This is a genomic window from Leptobacterium meishanense (assembly GCF_037645805.1).
Classification (GTDB): Bacteria; Bacteroidota; Bacteroidia; order Flavobacteriales; family Flavobacteriaceae; genus Leptobacterium_A; species Leptobacterium_A meishanense.
In genome coordinates this window covers 68,825-93,701 of record NZ_JBBEXE010000003.1, presented here as the reverse complement: position 1 = coordinate 93,701, position 24,877 = coordinate 68,825, and the positions used below count along the sequence as shown (strand labels likewise).

At 36.3% G+C, this 24,877-nt stretch carries 18 protein-coding genes; 5 read left to right on the top strand and 13 right to left on the bottom strand.

Features of this window, described 5'->3' with window-relative positions; translation table 11 throughout:
* Positions 1-162: 162 nt before the first annotated feature.
* The 3 genes from WBG21_RS04595 to WBG21_RS04585 all read left to right on the top strand — a co-directional run bounded on the left by WBG21_RS04595 (position 163) and on the right by WBG21_RS04585 (position 5,623).
* Positions 163-2,370, top strand: coding sequence for a hypothetical protein (locus WBG21_RS04595; RefSeq protein WP_340075286.1), 2,208 nt, complete (start codon positions 163-165; stop codon positions 2,368-2,370).
* A 178-nt stretch (positions 2,371-2,548) separates the two neighbouring features.
* Positions 2,549-3,997, top strand: a complete 1,449-nt coding sequence (locus WBG21_RS04590) for an ATP-binding protein (protein WP_340075284.1) — start codon at positions 2,549-2,551, stop codon at positions 3,995-3,997.
* Between the two features lie 612 nt (positions 3,998-4,609).
* The gene (locus WBG21_RS04585; RefSeq protein ID WP_340075282.1) at positions 4,610-5,623 is read left to right on the top strand and encodes a virulence protein RhuM/Fic/DOC family protein; all 1,014 of its coding nucleotides are present in this window, start codon (positions 4,610-4,612) and stop codon (positions 5,621-5,623) included.
* Between the two features lie 191 nt (positions 5,624-5,814).
* Here the strand turns inward: WBG21_RS04585 and WBG21_RS04580 are convergent, their stop codons facing one another.
* From WBG21_RS04580 to WBG21_RS04545, 8 genes are all read right to left on the bottom strand, one after another.
* Positions 5,815-7,629 (bottom strand): cytochrome c oxidase subunit I, encoded by a 1,815-nt coding sequence (locus WBG21_RS04580; RefSeq protein WP_340075280.1) that lies wholly within the window; start codon positions 7,627-7,629, stop codon positions 5,815-5,817.
* 31 nt (positions 7,630-7,660) lie between these two features.
* On the bottom strand, positions 7,661-8,734 hold the full coding sequence (locus WBG21_RS04575) for a cytochrome c oxidase subunit II (RefSeq protein WP_340075278.1): 1,074 nt from the start codon (positions 8,732-8,734) through the stop codon (positions 7,661-7,663).
* Positions 8,735-8,764: 30 nt separating this feature from the next.
* Positions 8,765-10,117, bottom strand: coding sequence for a quinol:cytochrome C oxidoreductase (locus WBG21_RS04570; RefSeq protein WP_340075276.1), 1,353 nt, complete (start codon positions 10,115-10,117; stop codon positions 8,765-8,767).
* A gap of 15 nt (positions 10,118-10,132) precedes the next feature.
* Entirely contained in the window at positions 10,133-10,690 is a 558-nt protein-coding gene (locus WBG21_RS04565; RefSeq protein ID WP_340075274.1) for a c-type cytochrome, read from the bottom strand.
* 8 nt (positions 10,691-10,698) lie between these two features.
* Positions 10,699-11,223 carry a DUF3341 domain-containing protein gene (locus WBG21_RS04560; RefSeq protein WP_340075272.1) on the bottom strand — a complete coding sequence of 175 codons (525 nt, stop codon included), beginning with the start codon at positions 11,221-11,223 and terminating at the stop codon, positions 10,699-10,701.
* 3 nt (positions 11,224-11,226) lie between these two features.
* Positions 11,227-12,702 (bottom strand): NrfD/PsrC family molybdoenzyme membrane anchor subunit, encoded by a 1,476-nt coding sequence (gene nrfD / locus WBG21_RS04555; protein WP_340075270.1) that lies wholly within the window; start codon positions 12,700-12,702, stop codon positions 11,227-11,229.
* Positions 12,703-12,730: 28 nt separating this feature from the next.
* Entirely contained in the window at positions 12,731-15,814 is a 3,084-nt protein-coding gene (locus WBG21_RS04550) for a TAT-variant-translocated molybdopterin oxidoreductase (protein ID WP_340075268.1), read from the bottom strand.
* Between the two features lie 68 nt (positions 15,815-15,882).
* Positions 15,883-17,181: a c-type cytochrome gene (locus tag WBG21_RS04545; RefSeq protein ID WP_340075529.1), complete on the bottom strand. Its 1,299-nt coding sequence runs from the start codon at positions 17,179-17,181 to the stop codon at positions 15,883-15,885.
* A gap of 221 nt (positions 17,182-17,402) precedes the next feature.
* Between WBG21_RS04545 and WBG21_RS04540 the strand changes: the two genes are divergently transcribed.
* Positions 17,403-17,786, top strand: a complete 384-nt coding sequence (locus WBG21_RS04540; RefSeq protein ID WP_340075266.1) for an SPOR domain-containing protein — start codon at positions 17,403-17,405, stop codon at positions 17,784-17,786.
* A 70-nt stretch (positions 17,787-17,856) separates the two neighbouring features.
* Here WBG21_RS04540 and WBG21_RS04535 read toward each other — a convergent pair whose 3' ends face one another.
* The 5 genes from WBG21_RS04535 to rimP form a co-directional block, all read right to left on the bottom strand.
* Positions 17,857-18,555 (bottom strand): T9SS type A sorting domain-containing protein, encoded by a 699-nt coding sequence (locus WBG21_RS04535; RefSeq protein ID WP_340075264.1) that lies wholly within the window; start codon positions 18,553-18,555, stop codon positions 17,857-17,859.
* A 7-nt stretch (positions 18,556-18,562) separates the two neighbouring features.
* Entirely contained in the window at positions 18,563-19,150 is a 588-nt protein-coding gene (locus WBG21_RS04530; protein ID WP_340075262.1) for a phage tail protein, read from the bottom strand.
* Positions 19,151-19,505: 355 nt separating this feature from the next.
* Complete coding sequence (gene infB / locus WBG21_RS04525) at positions 19,506-22,127, bottom strand: translation initiation factor IF-2 (protein ID WP_340075260.1); 2,622 nt, start codon at positions 22,125-22,127, stop codon at positions 19,506-19,508.
* Between the two features lie 38 nt (positions 22,128-22,165).
* Positions 22,166-23,398 carry a transcription termination factor NusA gene (gene nusA, locus WBG21_RS04520; RefSeq protein WP_340075258.1) on the bottom strand — a complete coding sequence of 411 codons (1,233 nt, stop codon included), beginning with the start codon at positions 23,396-23,398 and terminating at the stop codon, positions 22,166-22,168.
* Positions 23,399-23,411: 13 nt separating this feature from the next.
* Positions 23,412-23,879, bottom strand: coding sequence for a ribosome assembly cofactor RimP (rimP, locus tag WBG21_RS04515; RefSeq protein WP_340075256.1), 468 nt, complete (start codon positions 23,877-23,879; stop codon positions 23,412-23,414).
* A 153-nt stretch (positions 23,880-24,032) separates the two neighbouring features.
* On the opposite strand from rimP, the gene WBG21_RS04510 reads away from it, so the two are divergent.
* Complete coding sequence (locus WBG21_RS04510) at positions 24,033-24,851, top strand: universal stress protein (protein ID WP_340075254.1); 819 nt, start codon at positions 24,033-24,035, stop codon at positions 24,849-24,851.
* Positions 24,852-24,877 lie beyond the last annotated feature (26 nt).

The following is a 24,877-nucleotide window of genomic DNA, read 5'->3' as shown; positions in this document are numbered from 1 at the left end:
TAACTTCCGGTATTTTTACAAAATAAGGATAAACATCATAAAGCAAGTTTAACTTTTTTACTAAAAAAGTATTATTTTTATGACAATAAAATGGGTTATACAGAAAACTTCGTTTATACAGTAGTTGTACACAATTTGCGAAACCCGAAGAATATTGAATTTATGGAGTTAACAATCAACAAAGAAGAATTTAAATACGCACTATCTGAATTTGGGAAAGGCGAAATATTTGAGGAGTTCGCACATTCATTTTTAAGTCAAGTTTTAGGTGATGAATTTATTCCTGTTGGTGGAACAAAAGACAAAGGAATTGACGGAAGTTTAAAAGTATATTCTCGCTCAACTCATCCAACTTTTATTTACCAAATATCAACTGAACTTGGTTACGAAAAGAAAATTCAAGGCTCAATTGAAAAACTGATTATGAATGATGTCAATGTTGACCGCTTAATTTACGTTACTGGCAGAAAGGTTAATCAAAAAAACACAATTGAAGATAATTTTATACAAACCAACAAAATCAATCTGACAATTTATGATGTAGAATGGTTTGCAAGTAACGTAACAAATGATGAAAGACTAATCCAATTATACAATTCATACATTGAGAGTAATATTCATCAATTTAGAAAACCTCAAAATGAATACATTGTAGGTAATTATATAAAAGACCCAAGGTTATATGTATTTATGCGTCAGCAATTCAATTCAAAAAATAATAACGATGAAATAGAAGAAAAACTTGCAGACAGTTTGATACTTTACGCTTTGGAAGGAACTGCTTCAGAGACAAAAACTTTTAAAAATTTAGAACAAATAAAACAAGATGTTGCTCAATATGTGAAATTCAATCCGAAATCGGTATACGCCACTATTGAAAAACAATTAGGTGTTCTTTCAACAAAACCAAAGCAAATAAATTACCATTCAAAAGAAGACGCATATTGTCTTCCATATCAAACAAGATTAATTCTTCACGAAAGGGATATTGAAGAAACACATATTCACAATACATTTAAAGAACAAACATTAGAACAGCTAAAGAAATATTTAAAAGATGAAAATGTAAAAGCGACAAATGCTCTTTCGTTAATAGAAGCTACTGTTCACAATATATATCACAAGCAAGGAATAGAATTCTCGTCATTTATTATTGACAGACAAAGTAGGGAAATTCTTGAAGTTGCTTTACCTGAAATTGTTGGGCAAGTCGTGGACGATAGTCATATTAAAATGGATAACAAAGAGAGTGTTAAAAAAGCTCTTTTAATGACAATTCGCAATATTGCATACAATGGTACATCTGAACAGAATGAATATTTAAAGCGTTTATCATACACATATAATATGATGTTTATGCTTCGTTGGGACCCTCATTTAGCAAGTGCTTTCCAAAAATTAGCGTCGCAATTGAAAATTTATGTCGGCACTTCTATTTTAATTCCTGCCTTATCTGAAATTCATTTAGAACCTTCAAAAAGAAGATATTGGAGTTTATTAGAAGGAGCATACATTTCTGGAGTTCAGTTGACAATTAACGAAACTATTTTAGATGAATTAGTAAATCATTTTGGTATGATTCGCCACAAATACAAAACGATGTATAAAAATGTTGAAGATTTCTATCTTGAAAGTGAAATTAATACAATGTATGTGGACGAAATATTAATTAGAGCCTATTTCTATTCGAAAAGTAGAGGTAATGTTAAAAAGTTTAATGATTTCATCGACAATTTTGCACATCCAAATTTATATAATGCACATCGTGATTTAAAAGAGTTTTTGAACGACGAATTCCATATCAAGTATGAGGACACCTCGAAAATAGAAAAACAAATTGACGATAAGGATTTACAGCAGTTAACGGAGAAATTAACTGAAATGAAAAACTCAAAAGAACGTGCTGCAACAGATGCCAATTTAATGCTTATGGTATATAAGCAAAGAGAAATTAATAAAGAAGAAGACAGAAAAAGTGTTTTTGGTTACAAAACTTGGTGGCTTTCAAAAGACATATATACTTATCAAGCTATCCAAGATGTGTTTCGTTCACGTTTCAATATAAACTGTTATATGCGTTCTGATTTTCTTTTTAATTACATAGCAATGGCACCAAAGAAAAAGGAAATTGATAATATGTTTAAAAAAGTTTTTCCAAGTCTTTTAGGTATTAACTTAAGTTATCATATGCCAAAAGACATTTGTGGACACATAAATAAAGCTCTCAACGAATATTCGGAGAAATCGCCGACAATGATTAGACGGGCTGTGAGGAATTACACTGAAAAGCTAATGAGCACAAACACAAAGAACTCGAAAAAATTGAATTCATTCTTCGATGATGAACTGAAAAAACTAATGAAAAAATAAAAACGAAATGCCAACAATTACTTATAGTCGAGACCGTTAGGCTTCACTAAATAAAGAATACAGTTGTAGATCTAAGTATTCACTTCTCATTAAAATCCTATTAATTATACAAAATTGTAAAAATAAGAAGTTTTAAATCTATTTATTTTTGCTAAATTTGTATTTTTAAAATAGAAATATGAGCACCCATACCCTTATCCCAACAGAAAAAATAATTGAGCGCCTTCGCTATGAAAACCCATGGTGGGTCTCAAAAGAAATTCCAAATACATACAGTTCAATGTCGAAGCGATTGTATTTTAACTTATTTTATCCATTCGTCCTTGAAAGAGGTATTAAAAGGGCATTGGTACTTATGGGACCTAGAAGAGTTGGCAAAACCGTAATGTTATTTCATTGTATTGAAGAATTACTAAAAGAAGGTATAAGTCCTCATAAACTTTTCTTTATCGGAATTGACAACCCTATTTATGTCAATCTAAGCTTAGAGGATATTTTAACATTGTGCAAAGAATCTTTAAATCTTGGGAACCTTAATGGCTGTTATGTCTTTTTTGATGAAATACAATATTTAAAAGATTGGGAAAGGCATTTAAAAGTGCTAGTTGACTCATATCCTGAAACTAAGTTCATTGTTTCTGGATCAGCTGCTGCGGCCTTGAAATGGCACAGTACAGAAAGTGGCGCAGGTAGGTTTACTGATTTTTTGTTACCTCCGTTAACATTTCAAGAATATATCCACCTAAAAAACCTAGATCATTTAATTTTTGAAGGTGATATTCAATATGGAGGAAAAGATATAAAATATTGCTTAACCCATGACCCAAAAGTATTAAATAAGGAATTTATCCATTATTTAAATTTTGGAGGATACCCAGAAGTTGTCTTGTCTGAAAAGATACAAAGTGATATGGGCAGGTATGTAAAAAGCGATATTGTAGATAAAGTTCTGCTTAGAGACTTGCCAAGTTTATATGGAATCAAAGATGTTCAAGAATTAAATAGGTTTTTTACATACATAGCATATAATACTGGAAATGAATTTTCGTATGAGACGATGTCAAAAGAAAGTGGAATTCAAAAGGACACTTTAAAAAAATACTTAGAATATTTGGAGGCCGCATTTCTCATCAAAATATTAAATAAAGTTGGAGTCAATGCAAAAAGATTTAAAAGAATAACGAGTTTCAAAGTATATCTAACCAATCCTTCACTTCGAACCGCTTTATTTTCCCCAATAAGTGAAACAGACCGGGAGATGGGGAATATGGTGGAAACTGCAATTCTTTCACAATGGATGCACCGAGAGCACCTAGATTTAACATATGCTAGATGGAAAGATGGAAGAAAGGAAGGTGAAGTAGATCTTGTATTAGTGGATGACAAAAATTATAAACCTGTTTGGGGGGTTGAAATTAAATGGAGCAACCGGTATTTCAATAGCCCTCAAGACTTAAAAAGTTTAATTAAATTTTGTGAAGTAAATAATTTTGAATCAGCTCTTGTTACTTCAATTGATTTATTAGGAGTGAAAGACATGCAAGGGGTAAAGTTAACTTTTCTACCTGCTTCAATATATGCTTATAACATTGGAGAAATCACGCTAAAAATAAAAACAAATAACTAAAAGTATGGAAGCCCAACAAAGTGTATTATGACCCTATGCAGAACCTTCTCCTGTAATTTCAAACATTTGTTAAATAAAAAAGCCTGCAAAATCATTCCACAGGCTTTTCTATATTTTATTATGTTGTACTCTTATTAATGTGTCAGCTCTTCTTCGCCTTCTTGTAACGGAATGTGCTGTGGTACATAATCTTGTTCCGGGATTACATATTCACCATTTTCATTGGTTTTGCTATAGTCGTACGCCCAGCGGTGTACATGTGGTATAGGGCCGTCCCATGTCCGTCCCTCGGGAAATATATTCTATCTCCCCGCTACACCTAATTACATTTGCCATAATATTCATTTCTCACCACAAATGAGTTTTTTTGCGGAACTATACTGACCAAAACGGTTGTTAAATGCAATTTGATTTCGTTCTCTTAATCCCAGTGCCGTGAAATCTACAAGAAATACCTACTTTGTGGCCTTCCTGATAAATTATCATTTGAAATACGATAACCCTAAACTGCAAAATTTTCCAAATAACAGTCCAAAGTTTTCACTATATTTCTTTGTTCTAAATGAAACTGCGCTTAGTGCCATAATTAGGCTTAATAAAAAATTACTTAAAATGAGTAAAAATGAAAAGATAGAATTGAAAGCAACTGAAGTGGTTGTTTACAAACCCTCGGATCAAAACAATGAATTTCAGGTCATTTTTGATATTGGGGCTGAAACTATCTGGGCCACAGAACAACAGATTGCTGATATTTTTGATCGGGATAGAACCGTTATTGGCCGACACATCAAAAATATTTTTAAAGAAAATGAATTAAATAAAAATTCAGTATGTGCAAAATTTGCACATACTGCTGAAGATGGCAAAACCTATCAAGTCAACCATTACAATCTTGACGTGATAATTTCAGTAGGATATCGAGTAAAATCAAAAATTGCTACTGAATTCAGAAAATGGGCAACTAACAAATTACGTAATTACTTTTTAAAGGGAGCAGTAATTAATGAGCGACTTTTAATTCAACAAACTGAGAAAATCTCTCAACTTGAACATCAAATCGATCTTCTCTATGATCAAGCTCATCAGAACCAAGTCCAATTGACCGAAGGATTTCTATCAATAGTCACAAAGTATTCGAAATCGTTTGAACTACTAAACAAATACGATACGGAAGATCTCGAAACAAAAGATCTCGAAACAAATATTATTTATATCATCAATTATAGAGATGTTAAAAAAGCTATTCTAGAATTAAAAAAGGAGCTCATTAAAAAAGGAGAGGCTAGTGATTTGTTCGGTAATGAAAAAGACAAGTCTTTTGAAGGAATTTTAGGGAGCATTTCACAAACAGTTTTTGGGAAACTAGCCTATCCATCAATTGAAGAACAAGCAGCGCAACTATTGTACTCAATAATAAAGGGGCATGCATTTAGCGATGGAAATAAAAGAATAGGTTCTTTTGTTTTTGTATGGTTTTTAGAACAAAACAATTTTCATCTTGATAAAAACGGACAAAGGAAAATAAACAATAATACATTAGTTACTTTGGCATTAGCTGTTGCTCAAAGCATTCCAGAACAAAGAGAAATTATAATTCAATTGATTATTAATTTGATAAAAAACTAAACTTAAGACGTGTATAGAACTACCCTCTCAACAAGTTATGGGCTATGTATACAAAAAAGTTAATTCGATTACAATGCTACCCCATCTTATCCATCTAAGACCTTACTACTAATTATTTACTGCAATCTTATACACAACATAAACCTCCAAAAAATCGCAGGTTTCTATAAAACTTTATACGTATCTTAATGTTAGTGTGTCAGCTCCTCTTCGCCTTCTTGTAACGGAATGTGTTGCGGCACATAGTCTTGTCCGGGGATTACATACTCGCCATTTTCGTTGGTTTTGCTATAGTCGTACGCCCAGCGGTGTACATGTGGTATAGGGCCGTCCCAGTTTCCGTGAATGTGTTTCTGCTCTGCAGTCCACTCCAATGTAGTGGAGTTCCATGGGTTTTTAGGTGCTTTTTTACCGTAGAATATGCTGTGTATAAAGTTGTACATAAATACTAACTGTGCCAGACCTGCAATTAATGCAAAAATGGTAATGACTATGTTAATATCACTTAATTCGTCAAACATAGGGAATGCGGTGTTTTGGTAGTAACGCCTTGGCAAGCCTGCCATCCCTATAAAATGCATGGGGAAGAAAACGCCATAGGCACATACGGCTGTTACCCAGAAGTGTACGTATCCTAAATTCTTGTTCAGCATTCTGCCAAACATTTTGGGGAACCAATGGTACACGCCGGCAAAAAGCCCATATAAGGCCGATATTCCCATTACCAGGTGGAAGTGTGCTACCACAAAATAGGTATCATGAACGTTGATGTCCAATGCACTGTCTCCAAGGATAATCCCTGTTAACCCTCCTGTGATAAAGGTAGATACCAATCCAATGGAGAATAACATGGCAGGGTTAAACTGCAGGTTTCCTTTCCATAAGGTGGTAATATAGTTAAATGCTTTTACTGCTGATGGAATCGCAATCAATAAGGTGGTAAATGTAAATACGGAACCTAAAAACGGGTTCATTCCCGAAACAAACATATGGTGCCCCCACACAATGGTTGAAAGGAAAGCGATGGCCAATATGGATGCAACCATGGCGCGGTACCCAAAGATGGGTTTACGTGCATTGGTGGCTATTACTTCTGAGGTGATCCCTAACGCCGGAAGCAATACGATATATACTTCGGGGTGGCCCAAGAACCAGAATAAATGTTCAAACAATACGGGTGAACCTCCTTGGTAATGGAGCACTTCACCTTGTATAAAGATATCAGACAGGAAGAAGGATGTCCCGAAACTTCTGTCCATAATCAACAGTAATGCTGCTGATAGTAATACCGGGAACGATACCACACCAATAACGGCTGTGATAAAGAATGCCCAGATGGTCAACGGCAATCGGGTCATAAACATTCCTTTAGTCCGCAAGTTTAATACGGTTACGATATAATTCAACGATCCTAATAGTGAGGAGGCAATAAATATGGCCATTGAAACCAACCAAAGTGTCATCCCTGCCCCTGAACCAGGCTGCGCTTGTGGCAATGCACTTAATGGAGGGTAGATAGTCCATCCTGCAGATGCCGGTCCTGCCTCTACAAACAAAGAGATGACCATTACTACACTCGACAGGAAGAACAACCAATAGGAAATCATATTCAGGAAGCCTGAAGCCATATCTCTGGCTCCAATTTGCAATGGAATTAAGAGGTTACTAAAAGTACCACTCAATCCTGCCGTCAGAACAAAGAATACCATGATGGTTCCGTGAATGGTCACTAAAGCAAGGTACATATTAGGATCCATTACGCCATCGGGCGCCCATTTTCCAAGTACGGCTTCTAAAATAGGGAATGATTCTCCCGGCCAAGCCAGTTGTAACCTGAATAACAATGACATTGCAATCCCGATAAAGCCCATAATCAAACCGGTAATCAGGTATTGCTTAGAAATCATTTTATGGTCTTGACTAAATATAAATTTAGTGATGAACGTTTCTTTATGATGATGCCCGTGATCGTGGTCCTCTACGTGTGCGTTTGCTATTGCTGACATACTCTTTTTGTTAGTTCCGTTTGAATGTTAGTTATTCTGATGCGATCATTTGTCCGAAGGTTTGTTGTTCCTTCATCCACTCATTGAATTCTTCCTCGGTTTCTACTATAATTTTCATCTGCATGTTATAGTGAGAAGTTCCACATATTTTGTTGCATAGGAGGATGTAATCAAACTCCCATGGTTCTAATGCTTCTTCGCCTTTAGCTGTGAGTTCTTTACTTTTTTCGGAACGGATTTTATTTGTTCGCTTTACTTTCTCCACTATATCCGGGTCTAACCGCATATCTTCTGTAGTAATGGTGGGTGTAAATGAAAACTGTGTAATCATTCCGGGGACACAGTTCATTTGTGCCCTGAAATGTGGCATATAGGCTGAATGCAATACGTCTTGCGAACGCATTTTAAAGTTTACTTTTCTACCTACGGGAAGGTGAATTTCTGTAGTTACTACTACATCATCCATTCCATTAGGGTCTGATGCGTCTATCCCAATGACATTCCGGCCATCAAAATCTTGAAGGAAGCGCACATTGGCATCTCCCAACACATTATCAGCTCCTGCATAGCGTACTTTCCAATTGAACTGTTGTGCATATAATTCTACAACAATCGGATCATCTTCGTCATTGATATCCATGATATTTGTCCAAGTATATAGGCCATATAGGATAAGGCCTGCTAAAACAATTACCGGAATAATGGTCCAAATAAATTCCAATCGGTCATTATCTGCATAAAACAATGCCTTTTTTCCTTTTTGCCCCCTATACTTATAGGCAAAATAATGTAACAATGCCTGAGTAATGGTTTGTACAAAAAATATTAATGCAAAAGAAATGAGCATTAATTGATCTATTTCTTTACCATGTTCTGAAGCAGGAGTACCTAGTATTACATGTCCCCATTTCCAAAAAGAATAAATAGTAAGCAGATAGATGAAGATAAGAAACAGGAACATTAAATTTCCGTTGAGTTTGTTATCCTTATCATTTGCTATTTGGGAGTTGTCTGCGCTTGCCTGTGACAATTCAAAAATCTTTGTCATCTGCCAAATGGCGATAAACACAAGTACAAGAACTATAATCGTTAATAAAGCAGTCATCGTATCTATCTTGTTTACTTTTGTTTTTAATTAATAGTGAAAGTGTTTGCTTTCTTCTATGTATGGATTTCTTTTTGGTATTAATGGTGCTTTGGTAAGCGCACTAAATACTATATATATGAAGAGGCCTAAGAAAAACAGTATGCCTCCTATTTCCGGGACTCCAATAAACCATTGTTTTCCTACTGTTGCCGGCATAATCATATTGAACACATCTACATAGTGCCCTAATAGGATAACAATACCAGCCATTACTACAAACCAATTAATACGCTTGTAATCGCTGTTCATCAATATTAAGAACGGAAATATAAAATTCATCACGAGCATGCCAAAAAACGGCAATTTATAATCTTCTATACGGGTTACGAAATAGGTAACTTCTTCAGGAATGTTTGCATACCAAATAAGCATGAACTGCCCGAACCATAAATACGTCCAGAATATACTAATCCCAAACATAAACTTGGCTAAATCATGAATATGGCTATCGTTTACTTGTTCTAAATATCCTTTAGATTTAAGGTAAATCGTAATCATCGCTATAACCGTAATCCCGGATACAAACATGCTTGCAAACACATACCATCCGAATAGGGTGCTAAACCAGTGTGGATCAACACTCATTACCCAGTCCCATGCCATCATGGATTCTGATACTAAATAGAATACTAAGAAGGCAGCTGATATTCTGAAATTCTTTTTAAAGTTGCTATTGTTTTCAGCCGTGTCTTGTGCAATAGAAAATTTCCTTGAGAAATAACGATAAGCACTCCATCCGGCAATATAGATAGCAGCCCTTATTAAGAAAAACGGAAGGTTTAGGTATCCTGACTTTCCTTGGATCAATTTATCATGCGCGACTACTTCAGGGTCCATCCATACAAATAAATGGTTCATATGGAATCCTGATAATGCCAGAATTACAAATACGATCACGGCTCCAGGTAACAGATACGCCGTAATTCCTTCCATTACCCTAAACAATACAGGCGACCACCCAGCTTGTGAAGCACGTTGTATGGCGTAGAAAGCCAATACTCCCAATGCTATCATCATGAAAAAGAAAGCGGCGACATACAATGCTGCCCATGGCTTGTTTTGTAGTTGATGAAGCAAGTGCTCATCATGATTGCTTTCATGAGCTGCTGTTGCATGATCATTCACTACGTGTACTTCTTCTGTATGATTGTTTTCATGTGCTGGTGTTGCATGTGTTTCAGTAGTAGTTTCGTGACCTCCTCCATGATGGTCGTCCGCAACCATTGCTTTTGCTTCTTCTACAGTTGAAGGTGCTGTATAAAAACCGTATCCCAATCCAAGAACGCCTACAATCATTAAAATGAAAGAGGTCATTCTTAATTTATTTGAAAACGTGTACATATGCTGTATCTCTGGTTATTTTAATAAATCTTCTCTTAATTTCTGAACATATTCTGTTACCTGCCAACGCTCTTCTTCATTAAGCTGAGCTGCATATGAACCCATCGTATTCAGTCCATAGTAAATAACATGGTAGGTGCTTCCTTCATTAATCACTCTATCTGCATAACTGGGCACTCCTAATATTTTTTCTCGTTTCACCAAGGTTCCTTGTCCATCTCCTTTTGCTCCATGGCAAATGGCACAATAAATAGCATACAGCTCTTTTCCTACTGCAAGGTTTTCCTCTTTTTGAAGTGAATCCAAAGGACTTGTTAGTTCTAACGTAGCAAGTTCTTTCCCTTCCAATGTATTTTCATACGCATATGGCATCCATCCTCTTTTTATTGTATTTTCCGGTGGAAGTTGTGCTTCTACACCATTTGCAAATGCACTTGACTCAGCATAGGTCTCATACCCTACCGGTTCATACATGTTTGGAAAATATTGATAGTTTGGACGCGAACTGTCAAAACATGAAGTTAGCAATAAAGCAACTCCAAGTACAATTCCTATATTTATAAAGCTCTTCATATCGTATATTAATGCTTTTCTGATATTTTAACTTCTACTGCTCCTGTCTCTTTCAACAAAGCTGTTAGTTCTTTTTCATTTCCATGAATGGCCACTTCCATTAAAAAATGGTCATCCGTAGTTCTTACATCAGGGTTTTCTGCTTTTTTAAAGGGCCATAATTTGCTGCGCATGTAAAATGTAATTACCATTAAGTGTGCTGCAAAAAACACGGTCATTTCAAACATAATAGGTACAAAAGCTGGCATATTTTCTATATAGCTAAAGCTTGGTTTACCACCTATGTCTTGAGGCCAGTCTTGGATCATTATATAGTTCATCATGACAATAGCAACTGCCAATCCTAAACAACCATACATAAATGATGTAATGGCAATTCGGGTAGGTGCCAGCCCCATCGCTTTATCTAAGCCATGCACCGGAAACGGACAATATACTTCTTCTATATGATGATGTGCAGCTTTTACTTTTTTGACTGCCTCCATCAGGATGTCATCATCATTGTATAATGCTTGTACTACTTTCGTACTCATACATTAGTTATTTTTAGTTTTATCATCATCCTCTTTCTTTTTCTTAGTGCTCGCTGTTTTAGGCTTTGCAACTTTTGGCATCTCATATAATGGCTTACCTGCCTCACGTAGCTTCTTATATTTCTCTCCGGATGATTTTAAAATTGTTTTTACTTCTGCCTGGGCAATCACAGGGAACGTCCGGGCATATAACAAGAACAATACAAAGAAAAATCCTATTGTTCCTATAAATATCCCTATATCGACAAATGTTGGTGAAAACATGGTCCATGAAGAAGGAAGGTAATCTCTATGTAATGAAGTCACAATAATTACAAAACGTTCAAACCACATTCCAATGTTTACCACTATGGATATAATGAACGAGAATACAATGCTAGTCCTCAATTTTTTGAACCACATAAACTGTGGAGAGAACACATTACAAGTCATCATGGCCCAGTATGCCCACCAGTAAGGTCCTGTTGCACGGTTAAGGAATGCATACTGTTCATATTCTACTCCTGAGTACCAAGCAATAAACAATTCTGTAATATATGCACATCCCACAATGGAACCGGTAATCATGATGACAATGTTCATCAATTCTATATGCTGAACGGTGATGTAGTTTTCTAAGTTTACCACTTTCCTCATGATGATCAGCAGTGTATTTACCATTGCGAATCCTGAAAAGATAGCCCCTGCAACAAAATAAGGCGGGAAAATAGTGGTGTGCCATCCGGGAATAACCGAAGTAGCAAAGTCAAACGATACGATGGTATGTACCGAAAGTACTAACGGTGTTGCTAATCCTGCTAGCACAAGTGATACTTCCTCAAAGCGTTGCCAATCTTTAGCACGACCGCTCCACCCAAAACTGAGCATGCTGTATATTTTCTTTTGGAACGGTTTTATGGCCCTATCCCGTATCATGGCAAAATCAGGAAGTAATCCTGTCCACCAGAATACTAAGGATACCGAAAGGTATGTGGATATCGCAAATACGTCCCACAATAATGGTGAATTAAAGTTTACCCATAGGGAACCAAATTGGTTAGGGATTGGTAACACCCAATAACCTAGCCATGGGCGACCCATGTGAATAATAGGGAATAAACCGGCTTGTATTACCGAGAAAATAGTCATGGCCTCTGCTGAACGGTTAATCGCCATTCTCCACTTTTGGCGGAATAGTAATAATACTGCGGAGATCAAAGTTCCTGCGTGACCAATACCTACCCACCATACAAAGTTGGTAATATCCCAAGCCCAACCTACTGTTTTATTGAGCCCCCAGGTACCTATTCCTGTTGAAATTGTGTAAATGATACTTCCAATTCCCCAGAGGAATGCTACCATTGCAATGGAAAAAACAATCCACCATTGTTTATTGGCTTTCCCTTCTACCGGTGCAGCAATATCTACAGTTACATCATGATATGTTTTATCTCCGGTAACTAAGGGTTTACGTATAGGTGCTTCGTAATGCGACGCCATAATCGTTTAATTGTTTCTTTATTATTTTTTAAGCTTCTTCTGTATTTCTCACTTTTACATGGTAGAACACATTGGGCCGTGTTCCTACTTGTTCAAGCAAGTGATACATGCGCTTGTCTTTTTTTCGTTTTACTATGTTGCTTTCTTTATCATTTACATCACCAAACACCATCGCTCCATTTCCACAGGCTGCAGAACATGCTGTCTGAAATTCTCCGTCTTTGATAGTCCTTCCTTCTCGTTTTGCATCAAGAATGGTTTTTTGTGTTTTTTGGATACACATGGAACATTTTTCCATGACACCGCGAGAACGTACATTCACATCAGGGTTTATAACCATTTTACCAAGGTCATCGTTCATGTGGTAATCAAACTCATCATTGTTATTGTATAAGAACCAGTTGAAACGACGTACTTTATATGGACAGTTGTTAGCACAATAGCGTGTTCCTACACAACGGTTATATGCCATATGGTTCTGTCCTTGCCGACTATGCGATGTAGCTGCCACCGGACAAACAGTCTCACACGGAGCATGGTTACAGTGTTGGCACATTACCGGTTGGAATGCTACTTGAGGGTTCGCTGCAGCATTTTCCATCTCATTGAACGTGGTTAAGGAATCACCCAATCCTGATATACCATCCTTAGTTTCATTATCTTTTGCAAAGCTGTCTTCGGAAGAGTAATACCTGTCTATACGCAACCAGTGCATATCCCGTGATTTTCTCACTTCAGCTTTTCCAACAACGGGAACATTATTTTCTGCGTGACATGCGATGACACAAGCACCACATCCGGTACAGGCATTCAGGTCGATCGATAAATTGAAGTGATGCCCTATAGAACGGTCAAATTTATCCCATAAATCTACAGATGTAGCTGGCACCTCTTCATGGTTCAATGATACTTCAGGTATAGGATTCCACTCATGTGCATCTTTAGTATTGAATATTTCAAGAGTGGTTTCTTTTATAATGTCCCCACGCCCCATTAAGGTGTTCTGGAGCTGCACACATGCAAATTCATGTGCTCCTGAAATTTTCTTTAATTGTACTTCAGATTGAACATTATTAAAGTCTTTATAGAAATGATAGGCATTTTTACCTGTCATCATTTCTGTTTTCATCCCTTTCTTTCTACCATACCCTAAAGCTAAACCAACAGAACCTTTGGCCTGACCGGGTTGAATAAGAACAGGAATTGTAATAGGGATATTGTTTACTGTTAATTCAACACGGTCACCATTAAGGGCTCCATTAGCAACATTCCAGTTCTTAAGTCCTAATTCATCTGCATCTGCTTTTGAAATTGTTAAATAGTTGTCCCAAGATACCCGTGTAATCGGATCGGGGAATTCTTGCAACCATGGGTTGTTAGCTTGCTGGCCATCTCCCATGCCTGTCTTTGAATATAGAACAAGTTCTATTCCACTGGCCGTTGCACGGCTAAGGCTGCTCAAAGCAGAGCTTATTGAAAAGGTACTAGTCTCTGTATCTTCTTCTGTTGTTTGAACTTCAGGCATTGCCGCAATAAACACACCATCATGCAATGCTTTGTTCCATTTGGTTTCTCCTAGTACAGCTGTTGTCCAAGTTTCTTTTATATAATCGTAATATGTTTTATCACTCCCTATCCACTTCAACAATGCATCTTGAAATTGCCGTGTATCAAACAATGGGCGAATCGCAGGTTGCGTCAAACTATAGTGTCCTTTCTTGATTTCCACATCGCCCCAAGACTCCAGGTAATGAGGTGCTGCTGCTATGTATTGTGTAGTTGTTGATGTTTCATCCTCTTTCATAGAAAATGTAACAGAAAGAGCTACTTTGCTTAGATTTTCTATAAACTCCGTTGCATTTGGGAGCGTATATGCAGGATTGACACCACTCATGATCAATGCACCCACGTTTCCTGCTTTCATATCAGCTATAAGCGCATCAACCTCTTTGGTGTTTCCTTGACGGATCAATCTCGGAGCTTTTGTGTCAAATGCTATGCTTCCCCAGCTTTCATTCATTTCCAATACAAGCATTTGTGCATCCAAATTCTGGATTCCAGTTACTACCACTCCTTTGTTGCCTGCTTTCTTTAATTGGCTTGCTGCAGTTTTTACGGCAGCTTCGGCAGCTTCAGGAAGAGTTCCTGAGACTGCTATACCATTAAGGTGTCCGTATAATTTAGCTAAAGCTACTTTTTGTTGTGAGGGAGTTAATGGAATTCGTTTGTCGGCATTGGCTCCAGACAATGTCATGTTTGCTTCAAACTGAATATGCTTCGACATTTTTCCATGATGTGGCATACGTCCTTTTGCATACTCTGCATCATAACCTCCCCCTTGCCAGTCACCTAAAAAGTCTGCCCCAATAGATACAATTACTTCTGCTTTTGAGAAATCATAGTCGGGTAGAGCCCTTGTTCCATATTTTAAATAAAAAGCTTCCAGCGCTGCATCTTCAGCAATAGCATCATATTGAACATGTTTTACGTTGCCAAACTTTTCTTTGAATTCATTTATCAATTTTGAGGTGGAAGGACTGGAAAATGTCTGTGTAAACAACACTATTTGCTTTCCAGAATCCTTTAAACCATTTAACCGGCTTACAACACTCGCGTCTAAATCATTCCATGAGATATTCTCTCCATTTACTTTAGGACCTTGTACCCTTAAGCTGTCGTACAAAGACAGAACAGATGCTTGTACTCTCGCATTGGCAATTCCTTTTACTGTTGCCTCAGCATTATTTTCTATTTTTATAGGTCGGCCTTCTCTTGTTTTCACAAGAATACTCGCAAAATCATATCCGTCCGCAATGGTAGTGGCATAATAATCTGCTACTCCCGGGCGGATCTGCTCCGGTTGCACTACATAGGGTATGGATTTTATTACCGGACCTTCGCAAGCTGCCAACGATGCAGCTGCTGTACTAAAGCCTACGTATTTAAGAAAGTCTCTACGAGTGGTAGAAGAAGCTTCTAGGTTTTCTTTATCTCCAAGAAAATCGTCTACCGGAATTTCTTCAACAAACTCATTCTGTCTGAGTGTTTGCATAACGGAGCTTTCAGGATTTAGCTCCTCAACACTTTTCCAGTATTTTTTGTTTGATGCCATTTAATTTTCTATTTATAGTGATTGAAAGATGTAACGATTTTTATCTTTCAATTTTTTTATTCTTTATTTTAATAATGACACTTACCACATTCTAATCCTCCCATTTGAGCGGCAGTAAGCTTTTCTACACCATATTTTTTGGACAATTCTTCGTGGATTTTCGAATAGTACTCATTGTCCTCTACCTTTATGTTTGTCTCACGGTGACAATTAATACACCATCCCATTGTTAAGGGTGAATACTGGTACATTACTTCCATTTCTTCTACCGGACCATGACATTTTTGACATTCCACTCCTGCTACTGTAACGTGTTGTGAGTGATTGAAATATGCAAAATCAGGCAGGTTGTGAATACGCACCCATTTTACCGGTTTTGTTTTACCTGTATATTGTTGATTTTCAACATCCCAGCCTACAGCATCATATAGTTTTTGTATTTCTCCGTCATAAAACTCTTTAGAATATTCTTCAGTAGCTGTTGTCTCTGCTACTTCCTGAATGCTCTTGTGGCAATTCATACAAACATTCAGGGAAGGAATTCCCGAATGTTTTGAGACTCTAGCAGAGGAATGGCAATATTTACAATCTATTTCATTATCTCCGGCATGTATTTTATGTGAATAATGTATGGGTTGAACCGGCATATAACCTTGGTCAACTCCTATTTGCATAAAATATCCGTATACATAATATGCCCCTACCAACATTAGAAACACCACTGACACCAATACTAAAAACTGGTTTTTAGCAAATGCTTTCCATAATGGTAAACGTTTTTCGGCTTCTTCTGATACTACTTGAACACCATTAGCTTCAGCAATCCGGCGTAATGTTTTGTTTACTAAGAAAAGCATTACCACTAACATTCCAAAAACCAAAGCTAATGCTCCTAATATTACTTCATTGGAAATTCCTGAGCCTTCTGCCACAGATTGTGTGCTTACTATTGTACCTGTACCAACAGGTATAGGAGGTGGTGCATCTGTATATGCTAATATATTATCTATATCTTCATTGGATAACTGCGGAAAAGCATTCATAGCAGTTTTGTTGTACTCTTCCCATATGGCTACAGCATCAGCATCTCCAGATTTTATAAGTGCAGCACTGTTTTTAATCCATGCATAAAGCCATTCTCTATCATATTTTTCACCAACTCCAGCTAATGCAGGGCCTGTCATTTTTCTATCTAACCTATGGCAAGCAGCACAATTTGAATTAAATAATGCCTTCCCTTTTACAGGGTCTGGTCCTGTTTGTGGTTGTTCTTCTTGCGAGAAAAGACTGGTTGAAAATGTTAGCAGAACTGCTATACTTATGATAAGAATTCTTGAAGCTGAATTGCGGTGTATCACCTTTTTCATATTAAAATATGTATTACCTCCTTTGTTTGGCACGGTATTTTCAACATATACTATCATTATTTTATACCGTTTCCATAAAATTCGAGCACAAAAATACAATATAGACTCGATTTGTAAAATGTTAGTGAAGTGTTAATTTATAATTTATAACAATTCTAAATAATGTTTTTAATAACATATCGTTTCAATGCGCTATTTTTGTGATTGTTAATATTTATTCTATGAAATTATTAGGTACAAGACATACTGTCAAATTGTTATTGTTTATGATATTTACAGCTCCTTTGGCTTTTTCGCAAGAAGGTACTATAACTATTGAAGGTGACCCAAGGCTTGATAAGCTAATTGCTATAAAAAAAGAAATAAACCGTACAGAGCCTATTGAAAAGATATTCCGAATTCAAATATACAATGGCAATTTAGAGGGTGCTAAAAAAGCACAATCTGATTTTCGGAATCAATTTTTGGGATGGTCTTGTGATATTTCTTTTGAAACACCTAATTATAAAGTACGTATAGGAAAATTTCGTACTCGCATTGAGGCAGATCGACAGCTTATAGAGGTTAAAAAAAAATACCCTAATGCTTTTATCTTAATCCCCTAAAGTATTTAAATAAAAATGTCTGCCATGGATATTCCAGAGACAGACATTTGATTTTAAAATTTGTAATTAGTTATTCTTTTAATAGTTTTTGGGTCACTACTTTATCTTTAAAATTTATTTTAATAAAATACATGCCTGGAGACAGACCCTCAAGATTAATGTCTTTCTTGCCTGATATTTCTATATGTTCAATCTTTTTTCCTTCACTCCCATATAATTGAACTTCTGATATAGCATTCTCTTTGTCAGAGATATATAGTATGTCAGAAACAGGGTTCGGATATATTTGAACTCCATAGGAAGCTAAAATCTCTGAAATACCTAATGTAGTATCCTGAACCTCTCCGGTAAGCGTTGAATTTGCATTCGTTAAATCTCCTCCACAACCTCCTGCTGTTACAGCTGTGTTTTCAGACCATATCCCAAGATTTAAACTTGGGGGGTTAGGGGTAGATGCTGCTGTATTTGCATATATAAGAAATGGTGAACTAAAATCCCCGCTCCCACTGTCAGCTAGAAATTCCCATTGACTATTCAAATCATTCCATGCAATTCTAAACTCACAGACCCCAAGTCCCCCACACCCTTGATCTCCACTTATAGGGGTTGTTTCATATACATTCCGTCCGGTTGCATCAGTTGTGACCATATTAAACAAATAGTTTTGGTTTTCAAATAATGCATTACAACCGTTAAAGGTTATTGTTTGTGCTATTGTAAATGGCATTATCAATAACAATAACACAGAAAAGAATATAATTTTTCTCATCTATGCATTAATTTCTAGGCGGATATATTCCGTCTAATGCAATAATGAAATTAACTACAGAATAAGGTTGCATATTGTTTACCGGCTGTCCTCCTCCTGAAGTTGAAATCATATTGGATTTCATAGTGGTATCCGGATTTGCATTTGAATATTCTCTATCTAGAGCCCCACTGCCTGCCAATAAGTTATTAGTAGGAACAGATTCACTTCCATCAGAAGAAACAGCATTTACGTTATGTGAATGGGGTGGCATCTGAAGCGTAGATAAAGTATTTGTCTCTGTACCACCTTTTTCGCCTAAAATTCTGTTTGACAATCCAGGGCCCCTGCCCGGAGCCATCGGTGCTCTTCCTCTTAAATCTGGCAAAGCAAAAGTAGTCCTTCCGTCTCCTCCGTATGTATTCCCCAATAATGAATATAATGCCTGATACTGAGATATCGGCAATAAACGCCCATCACAAAAAGCCCAATTCCTGGGAGCAAAATTCCCTGCAAACATTCTTATTTCCCCAATATATTGATCTTGGGCTGAAACATTAAAGGTGCCGCTAAAAGTAATTAGCATAACAATTAGAATAATTGACTTGATTTTCATAATAATAGATTGTTTTTAAGTTTAACTACTGGCAATATAACTAAATTATTTCTGATACGTAGAATTAAACTTACTTTTTTACATCTAAAAACTTAAATAATAAGAAAATATTTTTTACTTAAAAAGATTATATTTTATACGTTTATTACGTAATATTATATTTTATCCTTATATTTTTTACTTGTTTATTTTAAATATATGCTAATAATTGTTATGAACTTCAAGTTATAAATGGAGCGTTCTTTTAAAATATAAAATCTCAATAGCTAAAAAGCTATTGAGATTCCTATTTATATCAACTAATTTATACCCTACAAAGTCAAAAAACAAGGCAGGTATATAACAAGAATTATAATTATTTTAGTTTTTTCTTTACAGCTACTTCCTGGAATGCTTCTAATATATCTCCTTCTTTAATATCATTATAGTTCTTCAATTGCATACCACAGTCGTACCCTTTAGAGACTTCTTTTACATCATCTTTAAAACGCTTTAATGATGTTAATTCTCCTGTAAATATAACAACGCCATCACGTATTAACCGGATATTTGAGTTTCTGAATATTTTACCGTCAGTTACCATACATCCAGCAATAGTACCTATTTTGGATATCTTAAAGGTTTCTCTGATCTCTGCCGTACCGGTCACTTCTTCTTTCATTTCAGGAGATAGCATTCCTTCCATAGCATCTTTAAGGTCATTAATAGCATCATAGATAATAGAATAAGTCCTGATATCTATTTCTTCTTTGTCTGCTAATGAACGGGCATTCCCCATAGGCCGAACGTTAAACCCTATAATGATCGCATCGGAAGCAGAGGCTAATAATACGTCAGATTCAGTTATCGGGCCAACTGCTTTGTGAATGATATTAATTTGTATTTCTTCTGTGGAAAGTTTTTGGAAAGAATCCGTCAATGCTTCTACAGAACCATCCACGTCTCCTTTTAGGATAATGTTCAATTCTTTAAACTCTCCAAGTGCTATACGTCTCCCTATCTCATCTAATGTAATGTGGCGTTGCGTTCTCACCGATTGTTCTCGCTGTAATTGAGTACGCTTGGTAGCTATTTGCTTGGCTTCTTTTTCATCTTCAAATACATGGAACTTATCTCCTGCTTGTGGAGCTCCGTCTAAACCTAAAATAGAAATAGGGGTAGATGGTCCTGCTACTTTGATAGATTTTCCTCTCTCGTCATGCATCGCTTTTACTTTCCCGCTATTTTTACCCGCTAAAACATAATCTCCTATACGAAGGGTACCTGTCTGTACCAATATTGTAGCAATATATCCTCTTCCTTTGTCTAAAAATGCCTCTACAACTGTTCCTGAAGCTGCTTTATTTGGGTTTGCTTTTAATTCTAATATCTCAGCTTCCAACAACACTTTTTCCAAGAGTTCTTTTACTCCCTCACCTGTCTTGGCAGATATATCTTGTGATTGGATTTTTCCTCCCCAATCTTCTACCAACAGGTTCATATTGGCTAGGCTTTCTTTTATTTTATCAGGGTTTGCCGTGGGCTTATCCACTTTATTGATTGCAAAAACAATAGGTACCCCTGCTGCTTGCGCATGGCTTATTGCTTCCTTGGTTTGTGGCATAACGTCATCATCAGCTGCAATTACAATAATAGCAAGGTCTGTTACCTGAGCTCCTCGAGCTCTCATTGCTGTAAACGCTTCGTGTCCCGGTGTATCTAAGAAGGTGATTTTCTGCCCATCATCTAGGGTTACTCCATACGCCCCAATGTGCTGTGTGATTCCTCCACTCTCCCCGGCGATTACGTTTTCTTCTCTTATGTAATCTAACAATGATGTTTTTCCATGGTCTACATGTCCCATTACAGTTACAATAGGTGCTCTAGCCTGAAGATCTTCTGGTTTGTCTTCTTCTTCTTGTATTGCTTCCTCGATGTCAGCTGTCACAAATTCTACTTCATAACCAAATTCTTCTGCTACAATGGAAAGTGTTTCTGCATCTAACCGTTGATTCATTGTCACCATAATTCCCAATGCCATGCATGCGGAGATAACTTGTGTAGTTGGAACTCCCATCATAGTGGCTACTTCGGCCACAGTAACAAATTCTGTAACCTTTAATATTTTACTATCTAGCTCTTGTTGTGCAAGTTCGTCTTCTGATTTTTGACGTCGTGAATCTCTTTTTTCTTTGCGGTATTTTGCTCCTTTAGATTTGCTTGTTTTCCCTTGAAGTTTTTCAAGTGTTTCTCTTACTTGTTTTTGTACTTCTTCCTCTGTGGGTTCTACTCTAGCTACTCCACTCTCTTTTCGTCCTCCTTTTTTGTTAAATCCGCTTTTCCCTGATAATCCGTTAGACGGTCTTGATGATTCTTTGCTAATCCTTCTTCTTCTACGTTTTCTATCTCCAGAAGGAGTTTTTTTGGTTTCTTTTGGTTCTTCTTTTTTCTTTTTAGGTTTATTAAATTGTGTAAGGTCTATCTTTTCCCCTGTCATTTTAGGGCCGCTGAGTTTTTGATATTTTGTATCTATCTTTTCAGATTCAACACTTTCATCATCAACAATAACAGATTGTTTTTTAGGATCTTCTTTTATTTCAGCAGGCTCAACCGTTTCTTCCGGCGATGCTTCTTCAGGCTTTTCTTCTTTTGGTTCCAGATCAATTTTCCCTATTGTTTTTGGGCCTGAAACAATACCTTTAGCTTTTACAATTTCTTCTTTCTGAGATCGTTTTTCTTCAAGTTCTTTTTCAAGTTCTTGGCGTATAGCTTCTTTTTCTTTTCTTTTTTCTTCCCCTACTTCTTTAGAGGCCACTTTTTTGCTCATGTCTGTCTGAAACTCATCCAAAAGAATTTGATACACTTCTTCTGTGATCTTCGTTGTAGGCCTTGCTTCTATTTCTATTTCTTTAGAAGCAAGATGTTCTACAGCGCGATCCAGAGAAATGTTTAATTCTCTTAACACTCTATTTAACCTCATAGTTGCGTTTCCAGCCATAATTATTATCTCTCAGTATAATATACTATTTATATTTTTTAGTTTTCAAACTCTTCTTTGAGAACTTTTAATACTTCTACTATTGTCTCTTGTTCTAAATCTGTTGCTTTTACCAGATAATCAACATCTTTGTCTAAGACACTTCTTGCCGTATCTAAACCTATCTTTTTGAATTCTTCAATGATCCATTCTTCTATTTCATCTGAAAATTCAGTGATTTCCACATCTTCTTCAATCCCCTCTCTATATACATCTATCTCATATCCTGCTAGTTGGCCTGCCAACCGGATATTATACCCTCCTTTACCAATGGCTTTAGAGACTTCTTCCGGCTTAAGGGTTACCTCAGCACGTTTATTTTCCTCATCTAAAGTTACAGAAGTAATTTTTGCTGGGCTTAGTGCTCTAGTAATTAATAGTTGTAAATTGTTGGTATAGTTTATTACATCTATATTTTCATTTCCTAATTCCCGTACAATTCCATGAATCCGAGAACCTTTCATCCCTACACAAGCTCCAACAGGGTCAATTCTATCATCATATGAATCAACTGCTACTTTGGCTTTCTCTCCAGGTATCCTAACTACTTTTTTAACTGTTATCAAACCGTCAAACACTTCCGGGATTTCCTGCTCAAAGAGTTTTTCCAGAAAATCGGGAGATGTCCTGGACATAATGATCATCGGCTTGTTCCCCTTCAATTCAACGCTTTCTATAATTCCTCTTACATTATCCCCCTTTCTATAGAAATCGGAAGGTATTTGTTTCTCTTTAGGAAGTATAATCTCATTGCCTTCATCGTCCAAAAGAATAACTGCTTTGTGACGAACATGGTGAACTTCTGCTGTATAAATTTCCCCCACCATGTCTTTGAACTTCTTATATATGGTGGTATTGTCATGCTCATGAATTCTTGAAATAAGGTTTTGGCGAAGGGCCAGTATAGCTCTCCTTCCAAGGTCTTTTAGCTTTACTTCTTCAGACACATCTTCACCTACTTCAAAATCAGGTTCTATTTTTCTTGCTTCGGTCAATGATATTTCCTGGTTTGGGTCTTCTACCTCATCATCAGCAACTACGATCCTATTTCTCCATATTTCTAAATCCCCTTTATCAGGGTTAATGATAATATCAAAATTATCATCAGAACCATACTTTTTTTTCAACGCATTTCTAAAAACGTCTTCTAAAATAGCCATTAGCGTTACACGATCTATGAGTTTATCATCTTTAAACTCTGAGAATGATTCGATCAATGCAAGATTTTCCATGTCAAACTTTAAATTAAAATTTTATCTTCACTTTAGCTTCCAAAATCGTAGCAAAAGAAAGTTCTTTTTCTTTTTCTACAGTTATCTTACCTTTTCCTATTGGTTTAGGTTCGCGGGTTTTCCATTTTATTTTTATTCCCTCTGGTGCAACTGCGGTCAATTCTCCTTCATACGCCCCATCATCTAATGTTTTTATCTTCAGTTGCTTCCCTATATTCTTTTTATATTGCCTTTCTTGCTTTATTGGTTCCGTTGCCCCGGGCGACATCACTTCTAATGAAAAGTCTTCTTCTTCCCTATCCAGATTTTGTTCTATTTCTCGACTCACTGTTATACAGTCATTTAGTGTAACTCCTTCATCTCCATCAATAGTTATACATATTTTATTGTCCGGAGACACTATATAATCTATTAAAAATAACGATTCGTTTTTTTTAAAAATTTCATCAAGAATCGATAATAGCTTTTCTTTGAGCGCCATTTTTAGTATGAAAAGAGGGGACTTTTCGTCCCCTCATTTGTTTTAATCTTCGTTCCAGATGGCAAATATACAATATTTTTTAATCTCCTAAAAACTCTTTTTACCCTTCAAATATTTCGTAACTTTAGGTGAAAATATTTTTTGTTATATCACATGAAAAAAATACTTGTTCCTACTGATTTTTCAACTCCTGCTGCACATGCTCTGAAAGTAGCCGCACAATTGGCCAAAAAACACCATGCGGAAATTTACTTGTTCCATGCTTTAGAACTACCTGTCCATCTTGCTACCACAAACACAGGAAAAATCCCTGAAGCTGTTTTTTATATGAAATTGGCACATCAAAAATTTGAGGGTCTTAAGAAAGAACCTTTTCTAAAGGACATTACCATTCATGAAACTATCGATTCCGGAACTGCACATTCCGGTATTACAGAAACTATTAAGAAGAATGCTATTGATATAGTTGTAATGGGTTCTACCGGAGCATCCGGATTAAAAGAAATGTTTGTAGGCTCTAATGCCGAAAAAATAATCCGGACATGTGAAGTACCTGTGTTGATCATAAAAAAAGAGCATGAAAATTTTAATATTAACAACATTGTAATAGCAAGTGATTTTTCTTCTACATCCCAAAAAAACCTTAATAAAGGTGTTGCCTTAATGACTGGTTTTGAAGGTACTGTTCATTTTTTATATGTAAATACCCCTCATTTGTTTTTAACCACTTTAGAGGCCGAACACCAAATGAAAGCTGTTATAGATAAAACTGGCATGACTAACTATACTTCAAACATTTTTAATGATGTTTCTGTGGAACGGGGTATTCTTAATTTTTCTCAAAAAATAAATGCTGATCTTATATGTTTGGGCACACATGGAAGGAAGGGGTTGGCACACTTCTTTAATGGAAGTATTGGTGAAGATCTCGCCAATCACGCTATGCGGCCGGTAATGACCTACCGTATATAAAACAAAAAACTACTTAAAATAAAGTA